This window comes from Phaeobacter sp. PT47_59 (assembly GCF_028890025.1).
GTDB lineage: Bacteria > Pseudomonadota > Alphaproteobacteria > Rhodobacterales > Rhodobacteraceae > Phycobacter.
Genome location: NZ_JARCJL010000031.1, coordinates 21,208 through 39,248, shown reverse-complemented (window position 1 = coordinate 39,248; position 18,041 = coordinate 21,208). Strand labels below are relative to the sequence as shown.

Annotated in this window: 17 protein-coding genes; 10 read left to right on the top strand and 7 right to left on the bottom strand. The window is 63.3% G+C overall.

Annotated features, from left to right (window positions below):
* The 5 genes from PXK01_RS19400 to PXK01_RS19380 all read right to left on the bottom strand — a co-directional run.
* A partial coding sequence (locus tag PXK01_RS19400) for an ISL3 family transposase (protein WP_446728464.1) occupies positions 1-1,409 on the bottom strand: 1,409 nt, incomplete at its 3' end.
* A 102-nt stretch (positions 1,410-1,511) separates the two neighbouring features.
* Entirely contained in the window at positions 1,512-2,936 is a 1,425-nt protein-coding gene (gene merA, locus PXK01_RS19395) for a mercury(II) reductase (protein ID WP_138176578.1), read from the bottom strand.
* Positions 2,937-2,940: 4 nt separating this feature from the next.
* Positions 2,941-3,174 carry a mercury resistance system transport protein MerF gene (gene merF, locus PXK01_RS19390; RefSeq protein WP_082033411.1) on the bottom strand — a complete coding sequence of 78 codons (234 nt, stop codon included), beginning with the start codon at positions 3,172-3,174 and terminating at the stop codon, positions 2,941-2,943.
* 4 nt (positions 3,175-3,178) lie between these two features.
* The gene (locus PXK01_RS19385; RefSeq protein WP_038068071.1) at positions 3,179-3,484 is read right to left on the bottom strand and encodes a heavy-metal-associated domain-containing protein; all 306 of its coding nucleotides are present in this window, start codon (positions 3,482-3,484) and stop codon (positions 3,179-3,181) included.
* Positions 3,485-3,502: 18 nt separating this feature from the next.
* Positions 3,503-3,892 carry a mercuric transporter MerT family protein gene (locus PXK01_RS19380; RefSeq protein WP_054540711.1) on the bottom strand — a complete coding sequence of 130 codons (390 nt, stop codon included), beginning with the start codon at positions 3,890-3,892 and terminating at the stop codon, positions 3,503-3,505.
* A gap of 75 nt (positions 3,893-3,967) precedes the next feature.
* Here PXK01_RS19380 and PXK01_RS19375 point away from each other — a divergent pair, with 75 nt between their 5' ends.
* Positions 3,968-4,384, top strand: a complete 417-nt coding sequence (locus PXK01_RS19375) for a MerR family transcriptional regulator (protein WP_068286394.1) — start codon at positions 3,968-3,970, stop codon at positions 4,382-4,384.
* Between the two features lie 57 nt (positions 4,385-4,441).
* Here the strand turns inward: PXK01_RS19375 and PXK01_RS19370 are convergent, their stop codons facing one another.
* A complete protein-coding gene (locus PXK01_RS19370) occupies positions 4,442-5,512 on the bottom strand; it encodes a hypothetical protein (protein WP_093744215.1) in 1,071 nt (356 codons plus the stop codon).
* 299 nt (positions 5,513-5,811) lie between these two features.
* On the opposite strand from PXK01_RS19370, the gene PXK01_RS19365 reads away from it, so the two are divergent.
* The 9 genes from PXK01_RS19365 to PXK01_RS19325 all read left to right on the top strand — a co-directional run bounded on the left by PXK01_RS19365 (position 5,812) and on the right by PXK01_RS19325 (position 17,756).
* A complete protein-coding gene (locus tag PXK01_RS19365) occupies positions 5,812-7,983 on the top strand; it encodes a ParB/RepB/Spo0J family partition protein (RefSeq protein ID WP_274861374.1) in 2,172 nt (723 codons plus the stop codon).
* Positions 7,984-8,109: 126 nt separating this feature from the next.
* A complete protein-coding gene (locus tag PXK01_RS19360; RefSeq protein WP_274861373.1) occupies positions 8,110-8,490 on the top strand; it encodes a DUF3768 domain-containing protein in 381 nt (126 codons plus the stop codon).
* 115 nt (positions 8,491-8,605) lie between these two features.
* Positions 8,606-8,902, top strand: coding sequence for a hypothetical protein (locus PXK01_RS19355; RefSeq protein ID WP_274861372.1), 297 nt, complete (start codon positions 8,606-8,608; stop codon positions 8,900-8,902).
* 78 nt (positions 8,903-8,980) lie between these two features.
* Positions 8,981-9,364 carry a DUF6878 family protein gene (locus PXK01_RS19350; RefSeq protein WP_274861371.1) on the top strand — a complete coding sequence of 128 codons (384 nt, stop codon included), beginning with the start codon at positions 8,981-8,983 and terminating at the stop codon, positions 9,362-9,364.
* Between the two features lies 1 nt (position 9,365).
* A complete protein-coding gene (locus tag PXK01_RS19345; RefSeq protein ID WP_274861370.1) occupies positions 9,366-9,842 on the top strand; it encodes a DUF6915 family protein in 477 nt (158 codons plus the stop codon).
* A 106-nt stretch (positions 9,843-9,948) separates the two neighbouring features.
* Positions 9,949-10,578, top strand: coding sequence for a hypothetical protein (locus PXK01_RS19340; RefSeq protein WP_274861369.1), 630 nt, complete (start codon positions 9,949-9,951; stop codon positions 10,576-10,578).
* Positions 10,579-11,092: 514 nt separating this feature from the next.
* A complete protein-coding gene (locus PXK01_RS19335) occupies positions 11,093-15,490 on the top strand; it encodes a strawberry notch-like NTP hydrolase domain-containing protein (protein WP_274861367.1) in 4,398 nt (1,465 codons plus the stop codon).
* Complete coding sequence (locus PXK01_RS19330) at positions 15,487-16,533, top strand: DUF7146 domain-containing protein (RefSeq protein WP_274861366.1); 1,047 nt, start codon at positions 15,487-15,489, stop codon at positions 16,531-16,533. Before PXK01_RS19335 ends, PXK01_RS19330 begins: the two co-directional genes overlap by 4 nt.
* Before the next feature lie 311 nt (positions 16,534-16,844).
* A complete protein-coding gene (locus PXK01_RS19325; RefSeq protein ID WP_274861365.1) occupies positions 16,845-17,756 on the top strand; it encodes a DUF2493 domain-containing protein in 912 nt (303 codons plus the stop codon).
* A gap of 8 nt (positions 17,757-17,764) precedes the next feature.
* Here PXK01_RS19325 and PXK01_RS19320 read toward each other — a convergent pair whose 3' ends face one another.
* A complete protein-coding gene (locus tag PXK01_RS19320) occupies positions 17,765-17,947 on the bottom strand; it encodes a hypothetical protein (protein WP_274861364.1) in 183 nt (60 codons plus the stop codon).
* Positions 17,948-18,041: the final 94 nt, after the last annotated feature.

The window sequence follows — 18,041 nt, the reverse complement described above, 5'->3', positions numbered from 1 at the left end:
CGCTCCAAGGCGCTCGCCCCAAACTGGCCGACTTTTGCTCCGCCACAATGGCCGAATTTTACTCCGCCGTTGACACTTCGCATCGTTGCGAAGGCGGGAGAACCGGCCTTGAGCGCGTCGACTTTCCGCGCTTGATCCGGGGTGAGCTTTCCGCGGGGTTTGATGCACAGCGCGGCTGCGATGACCGGGGAAATCGCGTGCCCCGTTTCCGGGTCCCGGACTGGCTTAAGGATTTCGTGCTCTACCTTGGAGTCGCTCCCTTGCTGTTCTGCTTTTCGCCAGCCCGCCAACAGACGCTGCAAATGCGACTGACTCCCCTCGTAACCGCGCTCTCGGATCAGACGGAACAGGGCGCTGCCAGTTCGAATGCCCTCCTTCCAGCTTTGGCTCAGGAACTCTTCAAAGTACCACGGCGATGTCGGCTTCAAAGCGGCCCGCCTGCGGTCCGGTGGTGTCTCGAACTGCAGCCATTTCGCGATGCTGCGACGAGGGAACCCTGTTCGCCGCCCAATCTCGCTGCAGGTAAGCCCCTGATTTCGGAGCACATGGATGGTGGTGAAAATCTCTTCCCGAGACGTCCTGTGCGCAAGGCGTGACTTCAGAAGGCTTCCGGCGGCGGTGATGTTGTCGGCGTCGGACAGCAGCGCCCTGCCGGTCGCACGGCCGTGAAGGTTCATCTGCTCCTCGATGGCCTGCCGCAGGTTCTGCACGATATGGAACCGGTCAGCGACCTGCTTCGCTTGCGGCGCTCCTTGCCGTGCAGCCTGGGCGTAGAGACCGCACCGATCTCTGCTGATCACTTCCACCTCGGGGTGACGCTTCAGCCAGTTGGTGCAGCTGACGACATCTCGATCCTCGAGAATGTCGATCACCGCGCGACGCTCCAGATCCACAATGATCGTGCCGTAGGTTTGCGACTTCCGCCAGCTCCAGTCGTCGATCCCGATGACCGTCGGCGGCTCGGCGGTGCCTTGAACACACTTCTTCAGCTGCCTGAGCACCGTGTCATCGCTGACACCAAGGCCCAAACGGTACAAGAGCCGCTCGGCGGGCCGCCCGCCGGCCGCATGCCCAAGATGGCTGACAATCTCCCCGGCACGCGAAGTACGACGTGCAAAAGGACGCGCAATCGAGGCGATCTGGTCCGAGAAAGTCCGGCGTGGGCAAGCGGGCGCCAAACATCGCCAACGGCAAACCGCGAGATCAACCGTCACCTCGTCTCCATGGGCGGGATAATCCTGCAGCCGCCGACGCCGCCAGCCGTGACGTCGGCGTGAATGCAATCCACAGTCTGGGCAGATGCCGTTTGGTGTCAGACTGCCCGATACAATCCACCCGCCGGAATCACTTCGCTCGACGCTTTGAATCGAAACTTCGCCCCCAGGCGACCAGTGCTTCTTCGAATTCACAACTATCCCTCCTGAATTTTCCAGTTTCAGGATAGTTCCGCCACACAGATTGAGGCAGAGCCCAATTAAGGGCTACGCGACAGCTGGATAAATCTGCTCGTTTCATCCAGCGCAGCACGACAGCTTCGCGACATCCTTGTCGAAAGTCTGCGCGGCGAGTTTCAGCCCCTCGACCGTTGTCAGATAGGGGAAGATCGTCTCGCCGAGTGCCTTCGTCGTCATACCGATCTTAAGCGCCATGACCAGCGTCTGCACGCTGTCTGCCCCCTCCGGCGCCATGATCACGCCGCCAAGCAGACGGTCTGTCGCCCGGTCCGCGACCAGCTTGATCAGCCCGCGCGTATCGCGCGCGGCAAGCGCGCGAGGCACGTTGTCGAGGGTCAGCACGCTGGTCTTGACGTCATGACCCGCCGCGCGCGCCTGCGCCTCAGTCAGCCCGACCCCGGCGACCTGCGGATCAGTGAACACCACCCAGGGCATCGCCGCATTGTCGTATTGTTCGGCCCCGCCCATGACGGCGTTGCGGGCGGCCAACTTGGCGCCATAGGCGGCCATATAAACGAATTGATCGCGGTCCGTGACGTCACCCGCGGCAAAGATCCCGGGCTTTGTGGTCTGCATGTCGTCGCCAACCCGGATCGCACCGCGTGCGTCGGTCTCGACGCCCATCTCCGCGAGGCCCAGCCCCTCGGTGTTGGCGGCGCGCCCCGTCGTCAGGACGAGGCGGTCGGCCGTCAGTTCGCGCTCCGCGCCATTCACCGTCACGGTCAGCACCGCACGGTCTCCGTCGCGCCGCGCGGCGTGATAGGTTGCGCCGTCAAGAACCGTGACACTCCCGGCGCGCAAGACCTCGGTGAGCGCTTGCGCCACCTCCGGCTCGGTGCGCGGCAACAGGCGCGAACGGCAGACGATGGTAACCCGCGTGCCCATCCGCGCCATCATCTGCGCCAGCTCCACGCCTATATAGCCGCCGCCGAGGAAGATCAGGCTTTCGGGCAACTGGTCCAGATCCAGCAGCGACGTGCTGTCGAGCGTTGGTGCGTCCCGGATCCCAGGGATGTCGGGCCTGGCCGGTCGACCGCCGGTGGCGACGATCACCTTGGGAGCCGTGATCCTGCGCCCGCCGACCTCGACCCCGCCGGGGACGAGACGGCCTGGACCCTCGTCGAGATAGGTCACACCCTCGTAGCCCGGCAGCAGATCGGCGTACTTCTTCTGGCGCAGTGTAGCGACAAGATCGTCCTTGGCCGCAACCAGCGCCGACCAGTCGGCGACCTGCGCCTCTCCGCTGAGGCCCGGAAAACGATGCGCCGACTGCGCACTGTGCAGGGCTTCCGCAGCGCGGATCATCGTCTTGGAGGGCACGCAGCCCACGTTCACGCAGGTGCCGCCGATGGTCCCATGCCCGATCAGCGCGACGCGCTTGCCGCCCTCGGCGGCGGTGATCGCGGCGGAGAAGCCAGCCGATCCGGCGCCGATCACGGCGAGGTCGAAATCGCCCGTGGGCGCCTTGGTTTCGAATTTCATGAACTCATCCATTTTCTTGAGATGCCCTGCGCCGCTGCCGCCGCCAGACGGCATAGATGGTTAGGCCGATTAAAAACGCCAGCGCGGGCAGCAGCACATAGTCGAGCCAACCCAGCCAGGCCGACAGGCCCACGGCGCCGAGAAGAACGACCAGGATCGGCGTGAAGCAGCAGAGCGCTGCGATGACGGTGCCGACGACACCTGTTGCAATCAGCTTGCGGTCTGTCCGCTCGGTCATCCCGTCAACCCGAGACGCGCGCCGGGTAGCCTGCATTGGCCGACGCGGTGGCGATCGCCTCTGCGCTGGTCGCGGCGGTGTCGAAGACGACAGTAGCGGTGCGCGCCTCGAAGTCGATCTCGACCGCGTGCACGCCTTCGACGCCCTCCATCGCGCGCTTCACGGTGACCGGACACAGCGCACAGGTCATATTGTCCACCGCGAAGGTGAGGGTCTGCTCGGCGGCGACGGTTTGCGCGACGGCAGGGATGGCCGTGATGGGTGCTGTGGCGGTCAGGCCGAACAGAACAAGGGCAAGGATCGTCTTCATGAGGGTGTCCTTTCGAGATCAGTAGAGAAGCGGAGCCCACCAGTCGATGGTGAGTGCAGCGAGGACGAGGATCAGGGAGGTCCAGAGAGCGGACTTGGTGATGCGCGCCGAGGATGGGCGCGCGCAGTAGGAACCGGGCTCGCAGACGGTCGGTTTGCGGAAATAGACCTGCCGGAATCCCGCCCCGATGAAGCCGAGCGCAATCACGGCGAAGATCGGCTTGAAGGGCTCCAGCGCCGTCAGGTTGCCGATCCAGGCCCCCGAGATGCCGAGGGTCAGCAGCACCAATGGTCCGACACAGCAGGCCGAGGCGAGAAAGGCGCCCATCACCCCGCCCGCCGCAAGCCAGCCCTTTCGGGCGGGGCGATCCGCTGCTGAGGTGTCAGTTCTGTCGTCTGTCAGCGCCATGTCGCGCACCTTTCGTCTGTGGTTGACGATGGGTGTAGGGTCTGTAGTAGCTACAGGCTCAAGAGGAAAATCCCCATGATCGATCACGAAAGCGAGAGCAGCTTAACACGCGGCGACCTGGCCCGGGCGACCGGATGCAACATCGAGACGATCCGCTATTACGAGAAAACCGGCCTGTTGCCCGACCCGCCGCGCAGCGCCGCAGGCTACCGGATATATTCCGCCGCACACGCCACGCGCCTTCGCTTCATCCTGCGCGCCCGCAAGCTCGGGTTCTCGATGGAGGACATTCGCGGGCTGATGGGGCTCGACGATGGTGCCGCGCCGACCTGCGCCGAGGTCAAGGAGCGGACAGAACGTCACCTTGCGGACGTGCGGGCGAAGATCTCGGATCTCCGGCGGATCGAATCCGTCCTCGCTGCAACGGCATCCAGGTGTTCTGGCGCCGAAGTCCCCAACTGTCCGGTGCTCGACGCGATTTCTGGAAACTGAAAACTATGACACGAACTTCCCGAACTCTTGAAGCTCCCATGCATCGAACTGGAAGATTCAAGATCGTGCCGCTACCCATATCTTGAATCGCCCCTGGCCGGTCACCTCGCGGATCAAGCCTCGCGCTTCCATCCAGGCGAGATTGCGTTGAACGGCGGCACGGCTAGCGTTGGTCAGGACCTCGCCCATCGGGGCAGAGACAAGGGGCCATTCGGTAAGCACAGCGCGCAAGGCGCGCGGGGTCTTGCCCGAAAGCGGTGTCATTTCGGCTTCCGCCCGCGCTGACCATGCTTCAATATCGTCTAGGTGCCGCATTGCTGTCAGACATGCCGTCTCCATCCCCTCAAGCCAACGCGCCAAACGGTCAGCGGGTGGGCCGCCAGCGCGCAGCCCCCCTGCCCCACCCATGGCCAGAGGTGCAAAGACTGCTCCCTTGCCCTCGCTGGTCGCGATCCGCGCGGCCGTGACTGCCGCTTCCATTCGATCGCCCTGCTGCCCAAGGCCCGCAAGGCTCCAGAGGTGATAACCCGTGCAGGCACGGGTTATCGGGTGCAGCTCGGCGGCTTGCGCCATCAGGTTCAGCCAACCGCCCGCGCGATCCGCGAAAGGCTCGGCGTCATCGACCATGTTCTCGGGATCGCGACGATCGAGGAAGGCAGAAAGGTCCACCTCTGGGCCTGGTCCCCCTGTCAGACGACGTACCGCCCAACCGACACGCGCCAGTGCTGCGGGGTCCTCTTGAACGCCTGACAGGCGCATGGATATCCAAATAGCAATGCGATCCGGGCCAATGCGGTCACCCGCGAACCAGCTGAGGTCGGCAGCCTCGATCAGGGCAAGCCTGTGCCGCCATCCTTCCGGGCTGCGCTTCAGGCGGTCGTCCAGCGCGCCGACACGACCGGCCACACGGGCAAGACGCGCGGCATGACCCGCCTCTGCTTTCCGCCAATCGTCGAGGACCTCGGCTTCACGCGGTTCGGCCCGCGGTCCGGGCGGCAGATAATCCGGCTCCTCTTCCATGGGACCGGGCAGGAACCAATGATCGTCCTCGGACGACTGTTCCACCTCCTCAGCATCGAGAAAGAGAACGTCCGATTCATCATGAAAGGCAGGCGCTTGAGGCTTCATATGTGCAAAATACTGGGTTTTTGCTTTTTACCCAAGGGTTTTGTCGGAATGCGCCCGCGCTCCTTATATTGCACGCGCGCGGCACGGTCTGCCAGAATTCTCTGATCGCGCTCAGCCTATGCAAACGAAGGGGTTTCTGATGAGCAGTGCCACAGAGCACGCCCTTGCATTCGTTTACAAACGGTCGATTGGTGACGTGATCCAAAATTGCACAGAGCCAGAGAAAGGGAAGCCCGGGTGCCGGGCTTGAAAGGATAGAGAGAGTCTCTTCCGGGTCCGGCGTGACAAGGATGCTGACCATGGCCAAGACCACGACCCGCCCGAAACCCGCCACCTCAAAGAAGACCGAAGCCGCCAGATCGGCAACGCCTGATGGCGTTGCCGATATCCGGATGATCCCGCTCGACCAGCTGGAGCCGAGCCCTCTCAACGTCCGGAAGGTGGCCGCCAGCGCCAGCGACGATGCTGAACTCCTCGCCAGCATTCGCGAGACAGGCATCAAGCAGAACCTGGTGGTGCATGCGCTATCAGAGACACGTTTTGCTGTCGATGCCGGTGGCCGACGCTTCAAGGCGCTGAAACATCTCGCAGACGACGGCGTCATTCCCGCCGATCATCCTGTGCCCTGCCTCGTCGAAGATGAGCGCAATGCTGTCCTCACCTCCGCCACGGAAAACCTCCAGCGCGCGGCCATGCATCCGGCTGACCAGTTCGAGGCTTTTGAGGCGATGATCGCCGAGGGCCGCTGCGAAGACGAGATCGCGTTGAAATTCGGCGTCTCCGTCGACCTCGTGCGCCGTCGCCTCAAACTCGCCCGTGTCGCGCCCGAGATCATCGAGCAGTTCCGCACGGGCGATCTGACCCTTGAATGCGTCATGGCCTTCACCCTGACTGACGACCATGATCGGCAACTGGCGGTCTGGAACGCGGTAAAGGGCGGCTATCACATCCATCCGCAAAGCATCAAACGCCAGCTGACCGAGACGGCGCATTCGGCGAATTCGGCCCTCGGGCGCTTTGTCGGCATCGAGGCCTATGAGGCGGCGGGCGGTGTTCTGCTGCGCGATCTCTTCGACGATCGTGCCAGCGCCCATATGGAAAACCCCGAGCTCCTCGAGCGCCTCGCCATCGAGAAGCTGCAAGCCGCGGCCAAGCCCTTCGAGGCGGCGTGGAAATGGGTCGAGGTGCATCTTTCGGTGGATTACGGCGCGTTTCGCAGTTTCGGGCGGGTCTATCCGCAGGACATCGACCCTGATCCGGACCTGCTCGCCGAGGAGGAACGTCTCATCGCGCGAGAAGAAGAACTCGCGGCACAGAATGACAGTGAGGACTGGACCGACGCGGAGACCAAAGAATATTACGCCATCGAGCCGCGTCTTCGCGAGATCGAGGCCCTTCAGCGCGAACGGCAACCTTACGCAGACGAAGATCGCGCTATCGCCGGTGTCGTTCTGACCATCGGACATGACGGGGCGGCTCGGGTCGAGAAAGGCCTCGTGCGACCGGAGGATATTCCGGCCGCGTCCGAGCCCGATGAAGTCACCGCAGATGCGGGAGGAGCCCCCTCCCCTGCCCGTCCGAAGGTGACGCCACCGACCTCCTCCACACCGGTGCCGAGCTCCGACCCGGCCGCGACGTTGCGCAAAGCCGATGGGATTTCGGCGAGCCTTGCCGACGATCTGCGCGCCACGCGTCAGCACATCCTGCGGGCGCATCTGGCGGCGGATTTCGAGGTGGCGTTCGACGCGATGCTCTACGCGCTCTGCGAGCAGGCTCTGGGACGGTCCTACAACAACGAGGCGCTCGATATCTCGATCCGGCCTTTCCAGGCGCAGAACCGCGAGGTGCTGCATGCGGACACTGTAGCCCAGAAGATGCTCGAGGCGCTGGAACAAGACCTCGCCACCGACTGGATGAAGCTGGAGAAGCCTGAGGACTTCCGGGCGATGTCAGCGCTACCCGTTGCCGACAAGCAGGCGCTTTTCGCCTGGGCGACGGGTCTGGCGCTCAAGCCGCAGCTCTCCTCCGACAATCGCCCTTCCCCGATCATCGAGGAGATTGGCGCGCGGCTCGATGTCGATGTGGCGGCTTGCTGGCGCCCGACGGCGCAGAATTACTGGGGTCGGGTCAACAAGGGTCATTCAGTGGCCACGGCACGCAAGCTGATTGGAGACGATTACGCCGAGGATCGCAATCGCGAGCGCAAGGGCGATATCGCGGCCGCGATGGAACGGTGTTTCGCGGAAACTGCCGGCGAGACGGAAGGTTTCGACGCGGCGACGGTCGCCAGGACGACGCGCTGGCTGCCCGAGGGGATGGTGTTTGCAGGTGCGACGGAGGTGGACGCCAACATGATTGGCGATGCACCCGAGGCGGAGCAGGGGGATGTGTCCACCGCAGACCCTCTGGCAGAGGCGGAGAGCGATGAACCATCGTCCTTGCCCGCCTTCCTCAGTGAGGATGCTGCCTGACGAAGCAAACACTGATCTGATTGCCACATGAACTTTGGGCCGTCCTCACATCGAGGGCGGCCCTTTCTGGCTGGCGGGTTGTCTACAGCCGATATCGGATCGGCTGGCCCGTCCCGGAGACATCCCATGACCACCACGCTCGACCTCGATCCCGTTCGGGAAGCCGCACTCATCGCCGCGCAGAACGATGCGTTTCGCCGTTCCATCCTTGTCACGACCTCGGTCGCCGAAGCCCCACAGGGCCAATTCGTGATGACACGCGGCGTCGCGGCGCTTCCTCCCGATGCCCAGCTGGAGCTCACCCGCCGGGTTGCCGCCTTTGACGCCTTCAATGCCGACAGTGACCCGCAAGGATGGCACGAGATGGGGGTCATCGATTTCGAGGACACGGCGGTCTGGTTCAAGATCGACTTGTACGATGTCGACTACACGTACGGCTCGCCCGAGCCCTCCGACCTCGAACAGACGCGTCGCGTGCTGACCCTGCTTCTACCGTCGGAATACTGACGCCTCCAATCCCTACTCACCGCCCCGGATCGCCCTTGCACAAGGGCGGTCCTTTCGCGCTGGCGGGTTTTGAAGGGGCGCGATACCCGCGCCCGCCCGCCGCAGGAGACCAGAAATGGCCAAAACACTCGATTATCAGATCACCCTCTATCCCGCGCATCGTGACGGCGCCTTCGTTGTTACCCAGTTCCAGATGCTCGGGAGCTACCCTGAAAAGTGCATCCAAGCCGCGGGCATGGATGACCTCATCGACAAGGTGACGCAGTTCGCCATGGAGCATGGCGAAAGCTGCAGCGCTTCGGTGCGCTGCCGCGCCCCGCGCAAACCGCCGGGGTTCAAGCGCGCGACCGAGAACCTCTATTTCAACCTGGTTGACCGGACGGCGGAAAACCGCGGTGACGCTGCGGCCTGAAGCCCACTTAAGGAAACCAACGGGGCGGCCTCCCGTAACGGTCGCCCTCCCCTCTCCCAATTCCAAAGGACTGAAGACATGACACAAGTGAATGATTTCTACGCGCAAATGCTCGAGTCCCAGAGACTTGCTGCCGAACAGCGGGTTGAGACCCGCGCGGCGCTCCTTGCCGAGCTGCGCGCCCTCGGTGTGACGAGCATCGAGGTGCAATACGAAGGTTACGGCGATTCCGGCAATGTTGAGGATGTCGTCGTGACCCCTGACACTGTCACCCTGACGGAGGAGTTGCGGCGCCGCGTCGAAGACTTCGGCTGGGACTTCGCCTATGCGCTGAGCCCCGGTTTCGAGAACAATGAAGGTGGCTATGGCGAACTGACCTGGGCGATTGAGGCGGACAAGATCGATGTCAGCCACTCGAACCGCTATATCGAGACCAACACCACCGAACATGAAGGGCTCTGACATGGCACATCCCCTCCATCACGCAGAAAGCTCGGCCCGAAAGTTCGGCGGCGTTCCAGATGACTACCAGTTCGTGCATGATTGGTTTGACTCATCCAAAGAGCACCTGGCCCTCTTTGTCCACCGAGCCTACCGCCATCATACGGCCGGAATCTATGATGCCCAACGGATCTTCGGACACATCCTGACCAACAGCGCGGGCCGGGTCGTCCCGATCCGCTGGATTGGCGAGCAGCATGTGCGCGAAGACTGCCAGGGGCGTATCCCGTCGCTGGCGGACTGGCTAGGACGCATACAACCCGAACCGTGGATGGCCAGTGGTCGGATCGACAACGACCCGACGCAGATCGGCAGCGATCCGCGCGCGGTCTGGATCGAAGCGGTGGCCAATCACCAGACCATTCTCGGGTTTGAGGATTGGCTTCTCAAGGTCTCTGTCGAGCACGTTCAGCATCGTCAGAACCGCGCCGCCGCCTGATCCGCCGATCGGCAAACTCGCCAACCATCTGACCACGTCCCAATCGACCCGCCTGCGGCCTCAACTGGCTCGGCGGGTCGATTGCGTTTCAAGAAAGGATAACGACATGCACGACCCTGTCTACGAGGAGGCCTACCAAGGCCACACCATCAGGATCTACCATGACACCGATGCTGAGAGCCCACGGGAGTGGTGCAACCTTGGCAAACTGATTTGTTGGCACCGCCGATACCGCTTGGGGGACAGCCATCCGTTCGACAGCCCCGAGGCGTTCTTGCGCGATCTCGCCGGTGTTTCGGAGCAGAGCGACCTCTCGATGGACCAGTTGCGCGAACGCGCCGAGCGCAAGGCGATCCTACTGCCCGTGTTTCTCTATGATCATTCCGGGCTCGCCATGAACACCATTGGGTTCCATTGCCCGTGGGATTCCGGCCAGGTTGGTTATGTCTATGTGACGCTTGAGGTGGTTCGGAAGGAGTTCGGCACGAAACGCGTCACCAAGGCGCTACGCGAAAAGGCTGAGGACATCCTGCGGGCTGAAATCGTCACCTACGACGCCTATCTTGGCGGCCGGGTCTATGGCTATGTCATTGAGCAGGACGGTGAGGAAATCGACGCTTGCTGGGGGTTCGTCGGTGACTATGAGACCGGCTGTTTGCCCGAAGCGCGGGAGGCGGTGCCCACATCTTCGCCGGGTCAAACACGTCAGTCCGCTGCTGCTCAAGTTCACCCTTAGGAACCGGCACAGGTGACACATGTTCCCACTCTTGTGAAAAGCCCGAATGGTCGCGCATTGCTGCACTGCAGTAATATCATAGCCCGCCTATTGTGCGGTCGCAGCATGACCACTATGTTTCGAATGTGATCGGTTCTCTCCTCCTCCCTGAACCGATCTAAGCTAAACGGCGGCATCCACCTCCTCCCGGATGCCGCCTTTTTTCTTTTTCAAAGCTCTTCCTGAAAGTTGTCCGGGTGCTTACTGCCGCCAATCGGTCGAAGAGGGACCTGTTTCGGATGCGCAGGCCGAAAACCACCCAAAACTAAGGCGAGCTGGTAATTCGTCAAGTTGACAAGGGCTCCCGCGACAGCGTCCACAGACCCATCCCCAGTTTCTGGGGATAAGTTTCCGCTGCAAGGCGGAGATCAGCACTCCCATGAAAGAGCGAGAGGCAAGGCGGGAGGGGTGACCCCTCCCGGGTGAGAGAGTGCGCGCGGGGCTTGGGGCCAACCCTCAACCCCGGAGATTGCCGATGAACGCTCACCCCCATTCCGTCCAACTTGCGCCCGTGCCCGAGGCCCCTGCCCGCCCGGAAGTCTCGCGCTTCGCCCACAACCTGATCCAGGCTGCGAGAACCCTCGTCCCCCTGTTCGAGGCCGGCAAACCCATCGACGCTGCAGCCCTCCGCGCCGCGATGGAGGATACCTTCGGCGCCAGCGACACGAGCGGTGCCTGGGTCTGGAAGGACGCCTACGAAGCGGCAGAAGTCGCGCAGATCCTGATGCTTTCGCGCTACGGCGCATTGATGCAGCGCCAGACCGCCTCATCGCAGGCCTTCCTCACCATGATCGAGCGCCTCGCCGGGCTGGCCCCGTCCCACACGCGGCGCTCGGAAGACAGCGTGCGTCTGCAACAATTCTCGACCCCTCTGCCCCTTGCGGCCATCGTTGCGCAGGCGGCGGGGTTCCGCGTCGACGATCTGGTGCTCGAACCCTCGGCGGGCACTGGCATGCTGGCGGTCTTCGCACGGATCTCTGGCACGCGCCTGGCGCTGAATGAACTCGCTGAGACCCGCCGCGCCCTACTGGGACAAGTTTTCCTCGATGCCGCCGTATCAGGCCACGATGCCGCCTCGATCGACGACCGCCTCGACCGGTCCACCGTGCCCTCGGTCGTCGTGATGAACCCGCCCTTCTCCGCTGCGAACCATGTCGAAGGCCGGTTCCGCCAAGCAACAAGTCAGCACGTTCTGTCCGCCCTGGCACGCCTCGCGCCGGGCGGGCGGCTTGTCGTCATCACGGGCGAGAGCTTCCGCCCCTCGTCGAAGAGCTTCCAGTCGACGTTTCAACGGATCGGCCAAAGCGCCGATGTTGTGTTTTCCGCCGCGATCGACGGCAGGGTCTTCACGCGGCATGGCACCACGATCGACACGCGGCTCACGGTGATCGACAAGCGCGCGGCTGGCGCTGAAGCGACCGCGCCGGTCGACATAGAGGCCGCCTATCATCCGATCTGCGACACGACCGCTGCACTTCTCGCCGCAGTGCTCACCCATTGCCCCGAGCGCCACAGCCCCCCGCCCTGCCCCACCAGTACGGCCCTGTCGGTCCCGTCTCGCCCTACCCGCACCAACCTGCACGCCCTGCGCAACGCCGCGCGCAAGGAAACCCGAGCGCTCGCCGAGGAACGCGCCAGACATCCATTCGACGACGTCGAAACGGCCCCGCTCGGCTACCTGCCAAAAGCCTGGAGCGAACCCGAGGGCACGCTGCAGGACACGGTCTACGAGGCCTATGACCTTCAGGCGATCCGGATCGATGGCGCGGCGGTGCATCCGACAGCACTTGTTCAATCCGCCGCCATGGCCTCGGTTCCGCCGCCCGTCCCGACCTATCGGCCGATACTGCCGAAGACCCTTGTCGCGGACGGCCTCCTTTCCGCGCCGCAGCTCGAAAGCGTGATCTACGCGGGCAATGCGCACGAGACGCACCTGAAGGGCTGGTTCAAGCGCGGCGAGATCGAAGGCCAGCTGATGGCGGCAGCTGAGGGTGACGAAGGCGCATTCCGTCTGCGCAAGGGCTGGTTCCTGGGTGATGGCACGGGCTGTGGCAAGGGACGGCAGGTCGCGGGCATCATCCTCGACAATTGGCTTCAGGGGCGCCGCCGGGCGGTTTGGGTGTCAAAAAGCGACAAGCTCATTGAAGACGCGCGGCGCGACTGGATTGCACTCGGGGGTCGTGAGAGCGATATCGTGCCGCTCTCGAAATTCCGCCAGGGCAGCGACATCCGTCTCCCTGAAGGCATCCTCTTCGTCACTTATGCCACGCTGCGCTCGGCCGAACGCGAGGGCAAGGCCTCCCGCCTCGACCAGGTCACGTCCTGGCTTGGCGAAGGGTTCGACGGGGTCATCGCCTTCGATGAAAGCCACGCCATGGCCAATGCCGCCGGCGAAAAGTCCGACCGCGGTGACAAGAAGGCTTCCCAGCAAGGCCTCGCGGGCCTTGCGCTGCAGAACGCCGTGCCCGATGCGCGCGTGCTCTACGTCTCGGCCACCGGCGCGACGGTCGTCGGTAATCTCGCCTATGCGTCCCGCCTTGGCCTTTGGGGCACGGGGGATTTCCCCTTCGTGACGCGGGCTGAATTCGTTGCCGCGATGGAGGCCGGGGGCATCGCCGCCATGGAGATGATCTCGCGCGACCTGAAGGCGCTTGGGCTCTATCTCGCGCGGTCCCTCTCCTATGCCGGGGTCGAATACGAGATGCTGGTGCATGAGCTGACGCCCGCCCAGATCGCGATCTACGACAGCTATGCCGATGCCTATCAGGTCATCCACACCAACCTTGAAGCCGCCCTTCAGGCCTCGGGCATTTCTTCCGAAACTGGCACCTTGAACGCCCAAGCGAAATCCGCCGCGCGCTCGGCCTTCGAGAGCAACAAGCAGCGCTTCTTCAACCATCTCATCACGGCCATGAAATGCCCGTCGCTCATCCGCGCCATCGAAGCGGATCTGGCGGCGGGTGATTCGGCGGTGATCCAGGTGGTCTCGACCAGCGAGGCGGTCATGGAACGCCGCCTCGAGGAGATTCCGCCCTCGGACTGGGACGATCTGCAGGTCGACTTCACGCCGCGCGAAGCGGTCATGGAGTATCTGATGCACAGTTTTCCGACGCAGCTGTTTGAACCTTACACCGACGAGAATGGCGATCTGCGATCCCGCCCCGCCCTCGATGTCGATGGCAACCCGATCATCTGCCGCGAGGCGGAGCGGCGGCGGGATGAGCTCGTCGAGCATCTGGGAGCCCTCGCCCCGGTGCAGGGCGCGCTCGACCAAATCCTCTGGCATTTTGGCGGCGAGGCTGTGGCCGAGGTCACGGGGCGCAAGCGGCGCATCGTGAAGACGCGCGAGGGGCGGCTCAAGGTCGAGAACCGGCCTGCCTCCTCCAACCTCGGAGAGACGCAGGCCTTCATGGATGATGCCAAGCGCATCCTGATCTTCTCCGATGCCGGTGGCACCGGGCGCAGCTACCATGCTGATCTCGGCGCCAAGAACCAGCGCCTCAGGGTGCACTACCTTCTTGAGCCCGGCTGGAAGGCCGACAATGCGATCCAGGGGCTGGGGCGTACCAACCGCACCAATCAGGCGCAGCCACCGCTCTTTCGGCCGGTGGCGACCAATGTGAAGGGCGAAAAACGGTTTCTCTCCACCATCGCCCGTCGCCTCGATACGTTGGGGGCGATCACCAAGGGTCAACGCGAGACCGGCGGTCAGAACATGTTCCGCGCGGAGGACAACCTCGAGAGCCCCTACGCACGGGCGGCGTTGCGGCAATTCTTCTACAAGCTGCGGGCGGGCAAGATCGAGGCCTGCTCCTACGCGAAGTTTCAGGAGATGACCGGGCTGACGCTCGATGAGGCGGATGGCACGATGAAAGAAAACCTGCCGCCGATCCAGCAGTTCCTGAATCGCTGCCTGGCGCTGCGGATTGACATGCAGGACGCAATTTTTGATGCCTTCGGCGGGTTCCTTTCGGCCATCATCGAAGATGCGCGTCAGGCGGGCACGCTCGATGTCGGCCTCGAGACCCTGCGTGCGGAAAAATTCGAGATCGTAGACCGAAAAGTCATCTTCGAGCGTGAGGCGACGGGGGCGACGGCCACCGCGCTGACGGTCGAGCGCACCGATCGCAACGATCCGCTGACCCTGCCCCGGGTTAAAGCGATCTGCGCCGACACGAAGGGCGCGATGCTGTGCTGGAACACCTCCTCCAAACGCGCGGCCCTGATGGTGAAGGCGCCGGCCTTCATGGATGAGGACGGTGTACCGATCCTGCGGGTGAAACTGCTGCGGCCCATGGCGACCGAGATCCTCGCGCTTTCCGAGTTTTCGAAATCACACTGGGAGGAGATCGATGATGCGATGTTCGAACAGCTCTGGCAGGCCGAGGTCGAGGCGGTGCCGGAGTTCACCACCTCCAAGATCACGCTGATCTGTGGGTTGCTCCTGGCGATCTGGGACCGGCTGCCCGCCGACAACATGCGGATCTATCGCCTGCAGACCGAGGACGGGGAGCGCGCCATCGGTCGTTTGGTCAGCCAGGAGCAACTCCTGAACGTCTACGCACGGCTTGGGCTCGATTGTCAGATCGAGATGACGCCACAGGAGGTCTTCGCCGCGGTGATGGAGGCGCGAACGACCCTGAGCCTGCTTGGCGGCTACCAGCTGCGCCGGTCGCTGGTCATGGGACAGCCAAGGCTCGAATTGATCGGCGCGTCGGGTTCGGCCTTGCCCGGTTTGAAAGCGATGGGCTGTTTCACCGAGGTGATCCAGTGGAAGACGCGGGTGTTCATCCCGGTGGATGGCATCGATGTGCTGGCGCGTGTACTCGCCGAACATCCGGTTGGCGCCAGCGCCGCGGATGCCGCGGCATGAGCGCGCAGTGCAGCATCGCAGACCTCTCGGCCGATCTCGCAGACCGGACCGAGAGTTTCTGCCGCCAGTATTTCCCCGAGGGGCGGAAGCAGGGCAATTATTGGCAGGTTGGCGATACCTCGGGCGCAAAGGGCCAGAGCCTCGCCATCCGGCTCCACGCGGAAGGCGGGCGCAAAGCCGGATCCTGGGCCGACTATGCGACGGGTGAATATGGCGATCTGATCGATCTGCTGCATGAACGGCTTGGGTCGGTCACGCTGAAGGAAACGCTGAGGGAGGCCCGTTCCTTTCTCGGCGAGGCCCCCTGCCCTGCCGTACCTCGTGAAACCCAAAGGGCTGAGCGTCGGGATGCAGGTTCCAGCAAACGCATCGCGCGGGCGCGCAAACTCTTCGCCGCGGGCAAGCCGGTGCTTGGCACCTTGGCTGCCACCTATCTGCAAGTGCGGGGTATCACACGGCTGGGTCCGGCCCTCCGATTTCACCCGCGGGTCTTCCTGCGGCAGGGCGAGGACGACGACGATCCGCCGCAAAGGGCCCCTGCCCTGCTCGCTAAGATCACCGACAATCGGGGTCAGATCACCGGATGCGCAAGAGCCTACCTTGACCCGTCCACCGGTGGTTTGGCCGAGATCGAGAGCCCGAAACGGATCCTCGGGCAGCTTCATGGTCATGCCATCCGCTTCTGGTCCGGCTCACCTCGCACCGATCTCATCGTCGGCGAAGGTCTCGAGAACACCCTCTCGGTTGGCACGGCTCTCCCGGAGTTCGATCTCGCCTCCTGTCTCACCGCCACCCATCTCAGCCTCTTCATCCCGCCGCCGGGGATCAAGCGTATCTGGATCGCGCGGGACAATGACGAAGTTGGACGCAATGCATCAACGAGATTGTGTAACCAACTGGAATCGCTTGGAATTGCCTGTGGTAAACTCGTGCCAACCATGGGCGATTTCAACGACGATCTGCGGGCTTTTGGCAGAGATGCGCTGTGCCGGTCCCTGCTCAAGGCCATGAAAACACAAGGTCTGGAGATCGAGGGCGGGTGACCGCCAACCTCCTCGGGGATGTCCGACAGGGCAAAGGTTCCGCGGGCTCGATCTGATCCCGTTTGGAAAAGGGGAGCGATGGACCAGCGGGTCGGGGCTGAGTGCCCCTCGCCCGGGCAGCAATGCGCCCCGAACCAGAAAATTCCCCTGCCCCACCACATGAACGTGGCGGGCCATTCCTCGCGGAGACAATTTTCCGGCCCGCGGCGCATTCTCCGCCGCGCTCCGATCCTGACGGATGCGGCCCGGTCGCCGCCGGTCCTGTTATCGCCCCATCCAAATCGGGTCAGATCAAACAGAGGAACCAGACAATGCCCCATCAGACAGACATCCAAGAGGAGACCGGCGTGACCTCCGCCATCCTCGACCATCTCGCACTTCACGGCGCAACGCCCGGGCCCGGCGAGACCGATCACCGCCCCCTGCCCCAGACCGACGAGGTCGAGCTCGCCATGGCGACGCTCTTTGACACCACCATCGGCCTTCTCACCGGCAGCCAGTTGGAAGACAATCTCGAAGAGATGCTCTGGTCCCTGACCTCGATCTTCCATCGCCGGCTCACCCATATCCAGAAGCTTCTCGATGACAACGAATTCGAGGTCCGGGAAAGTCTGGCCGTCCAGGACGGCTCAGAGGTCGCCTCGGTCGAGCTCGAGCGCCTCCAGATGATCGGGCTGAAGCTCTGGGATCATCGCGACGCCTTCGAGCAGATGCGCGATCTGGCCGTGGATCACTTCTCGGCCGCCACCGGGTCTCCCTGGCTGCCCCGCACCGGATCCAAGGTCTCGCATCGCGGCCTGACTTCCGCCGTGGTCGACAGCCGCGCCTATCTCTCGGCCAAGCGCCGCAAGGAGACCGAGGTGCACTGCCCGGAAGGTACGCGGATCGCTTTCTCGGGCGGGGACTATCACGCCTATGATCTGATCTGGTCTGTCCTCGATGCCACCCACGCCAAATACCCCGATATGGTGCTCCTGCACGGTGGCACGCCCAAGGGTGCAGAGATGATCGCGGCCCGCTGGGCAGATACTCGGGGCGTCACCCAGGTGGTCTTCAAACCCGACTGGAAGAGCCACGGCAAGGCGGCTCCATTCAAGCGCAACGACAAGATGCTCGAGACCATGCCGCAGGGTCTGATCGCCACCCCCGGTTCGGGCATCACCGAGAACATCGTCGACAAAGCCCGCAAGCTCGGGATCCGCATCAAGAGGATCGGGGCTTAGGCCCCGATTCACGCGCCGCGCAAGAGATCCTGCACGACAGAAGGCTTCTTCGCAGACGCTGCTTGGGACTGGCCGACTTGTTGAAGGAATTCGGCGACAGGAACCTCATGCACCTTCGAACCGACGAGGTCGGCATTCGCGAAACCCAGAGCCTCTTTTAGTCCCTTGGATATGGATTCGAATGCTGTCATATTGGGTCGCTGCACCTGAGCCACTGCTATTGTGCTGAGGTAATGTGATGCTCCGAATAGAGCAACCGTATGTGGCTGTTGCGGAGATTAACCT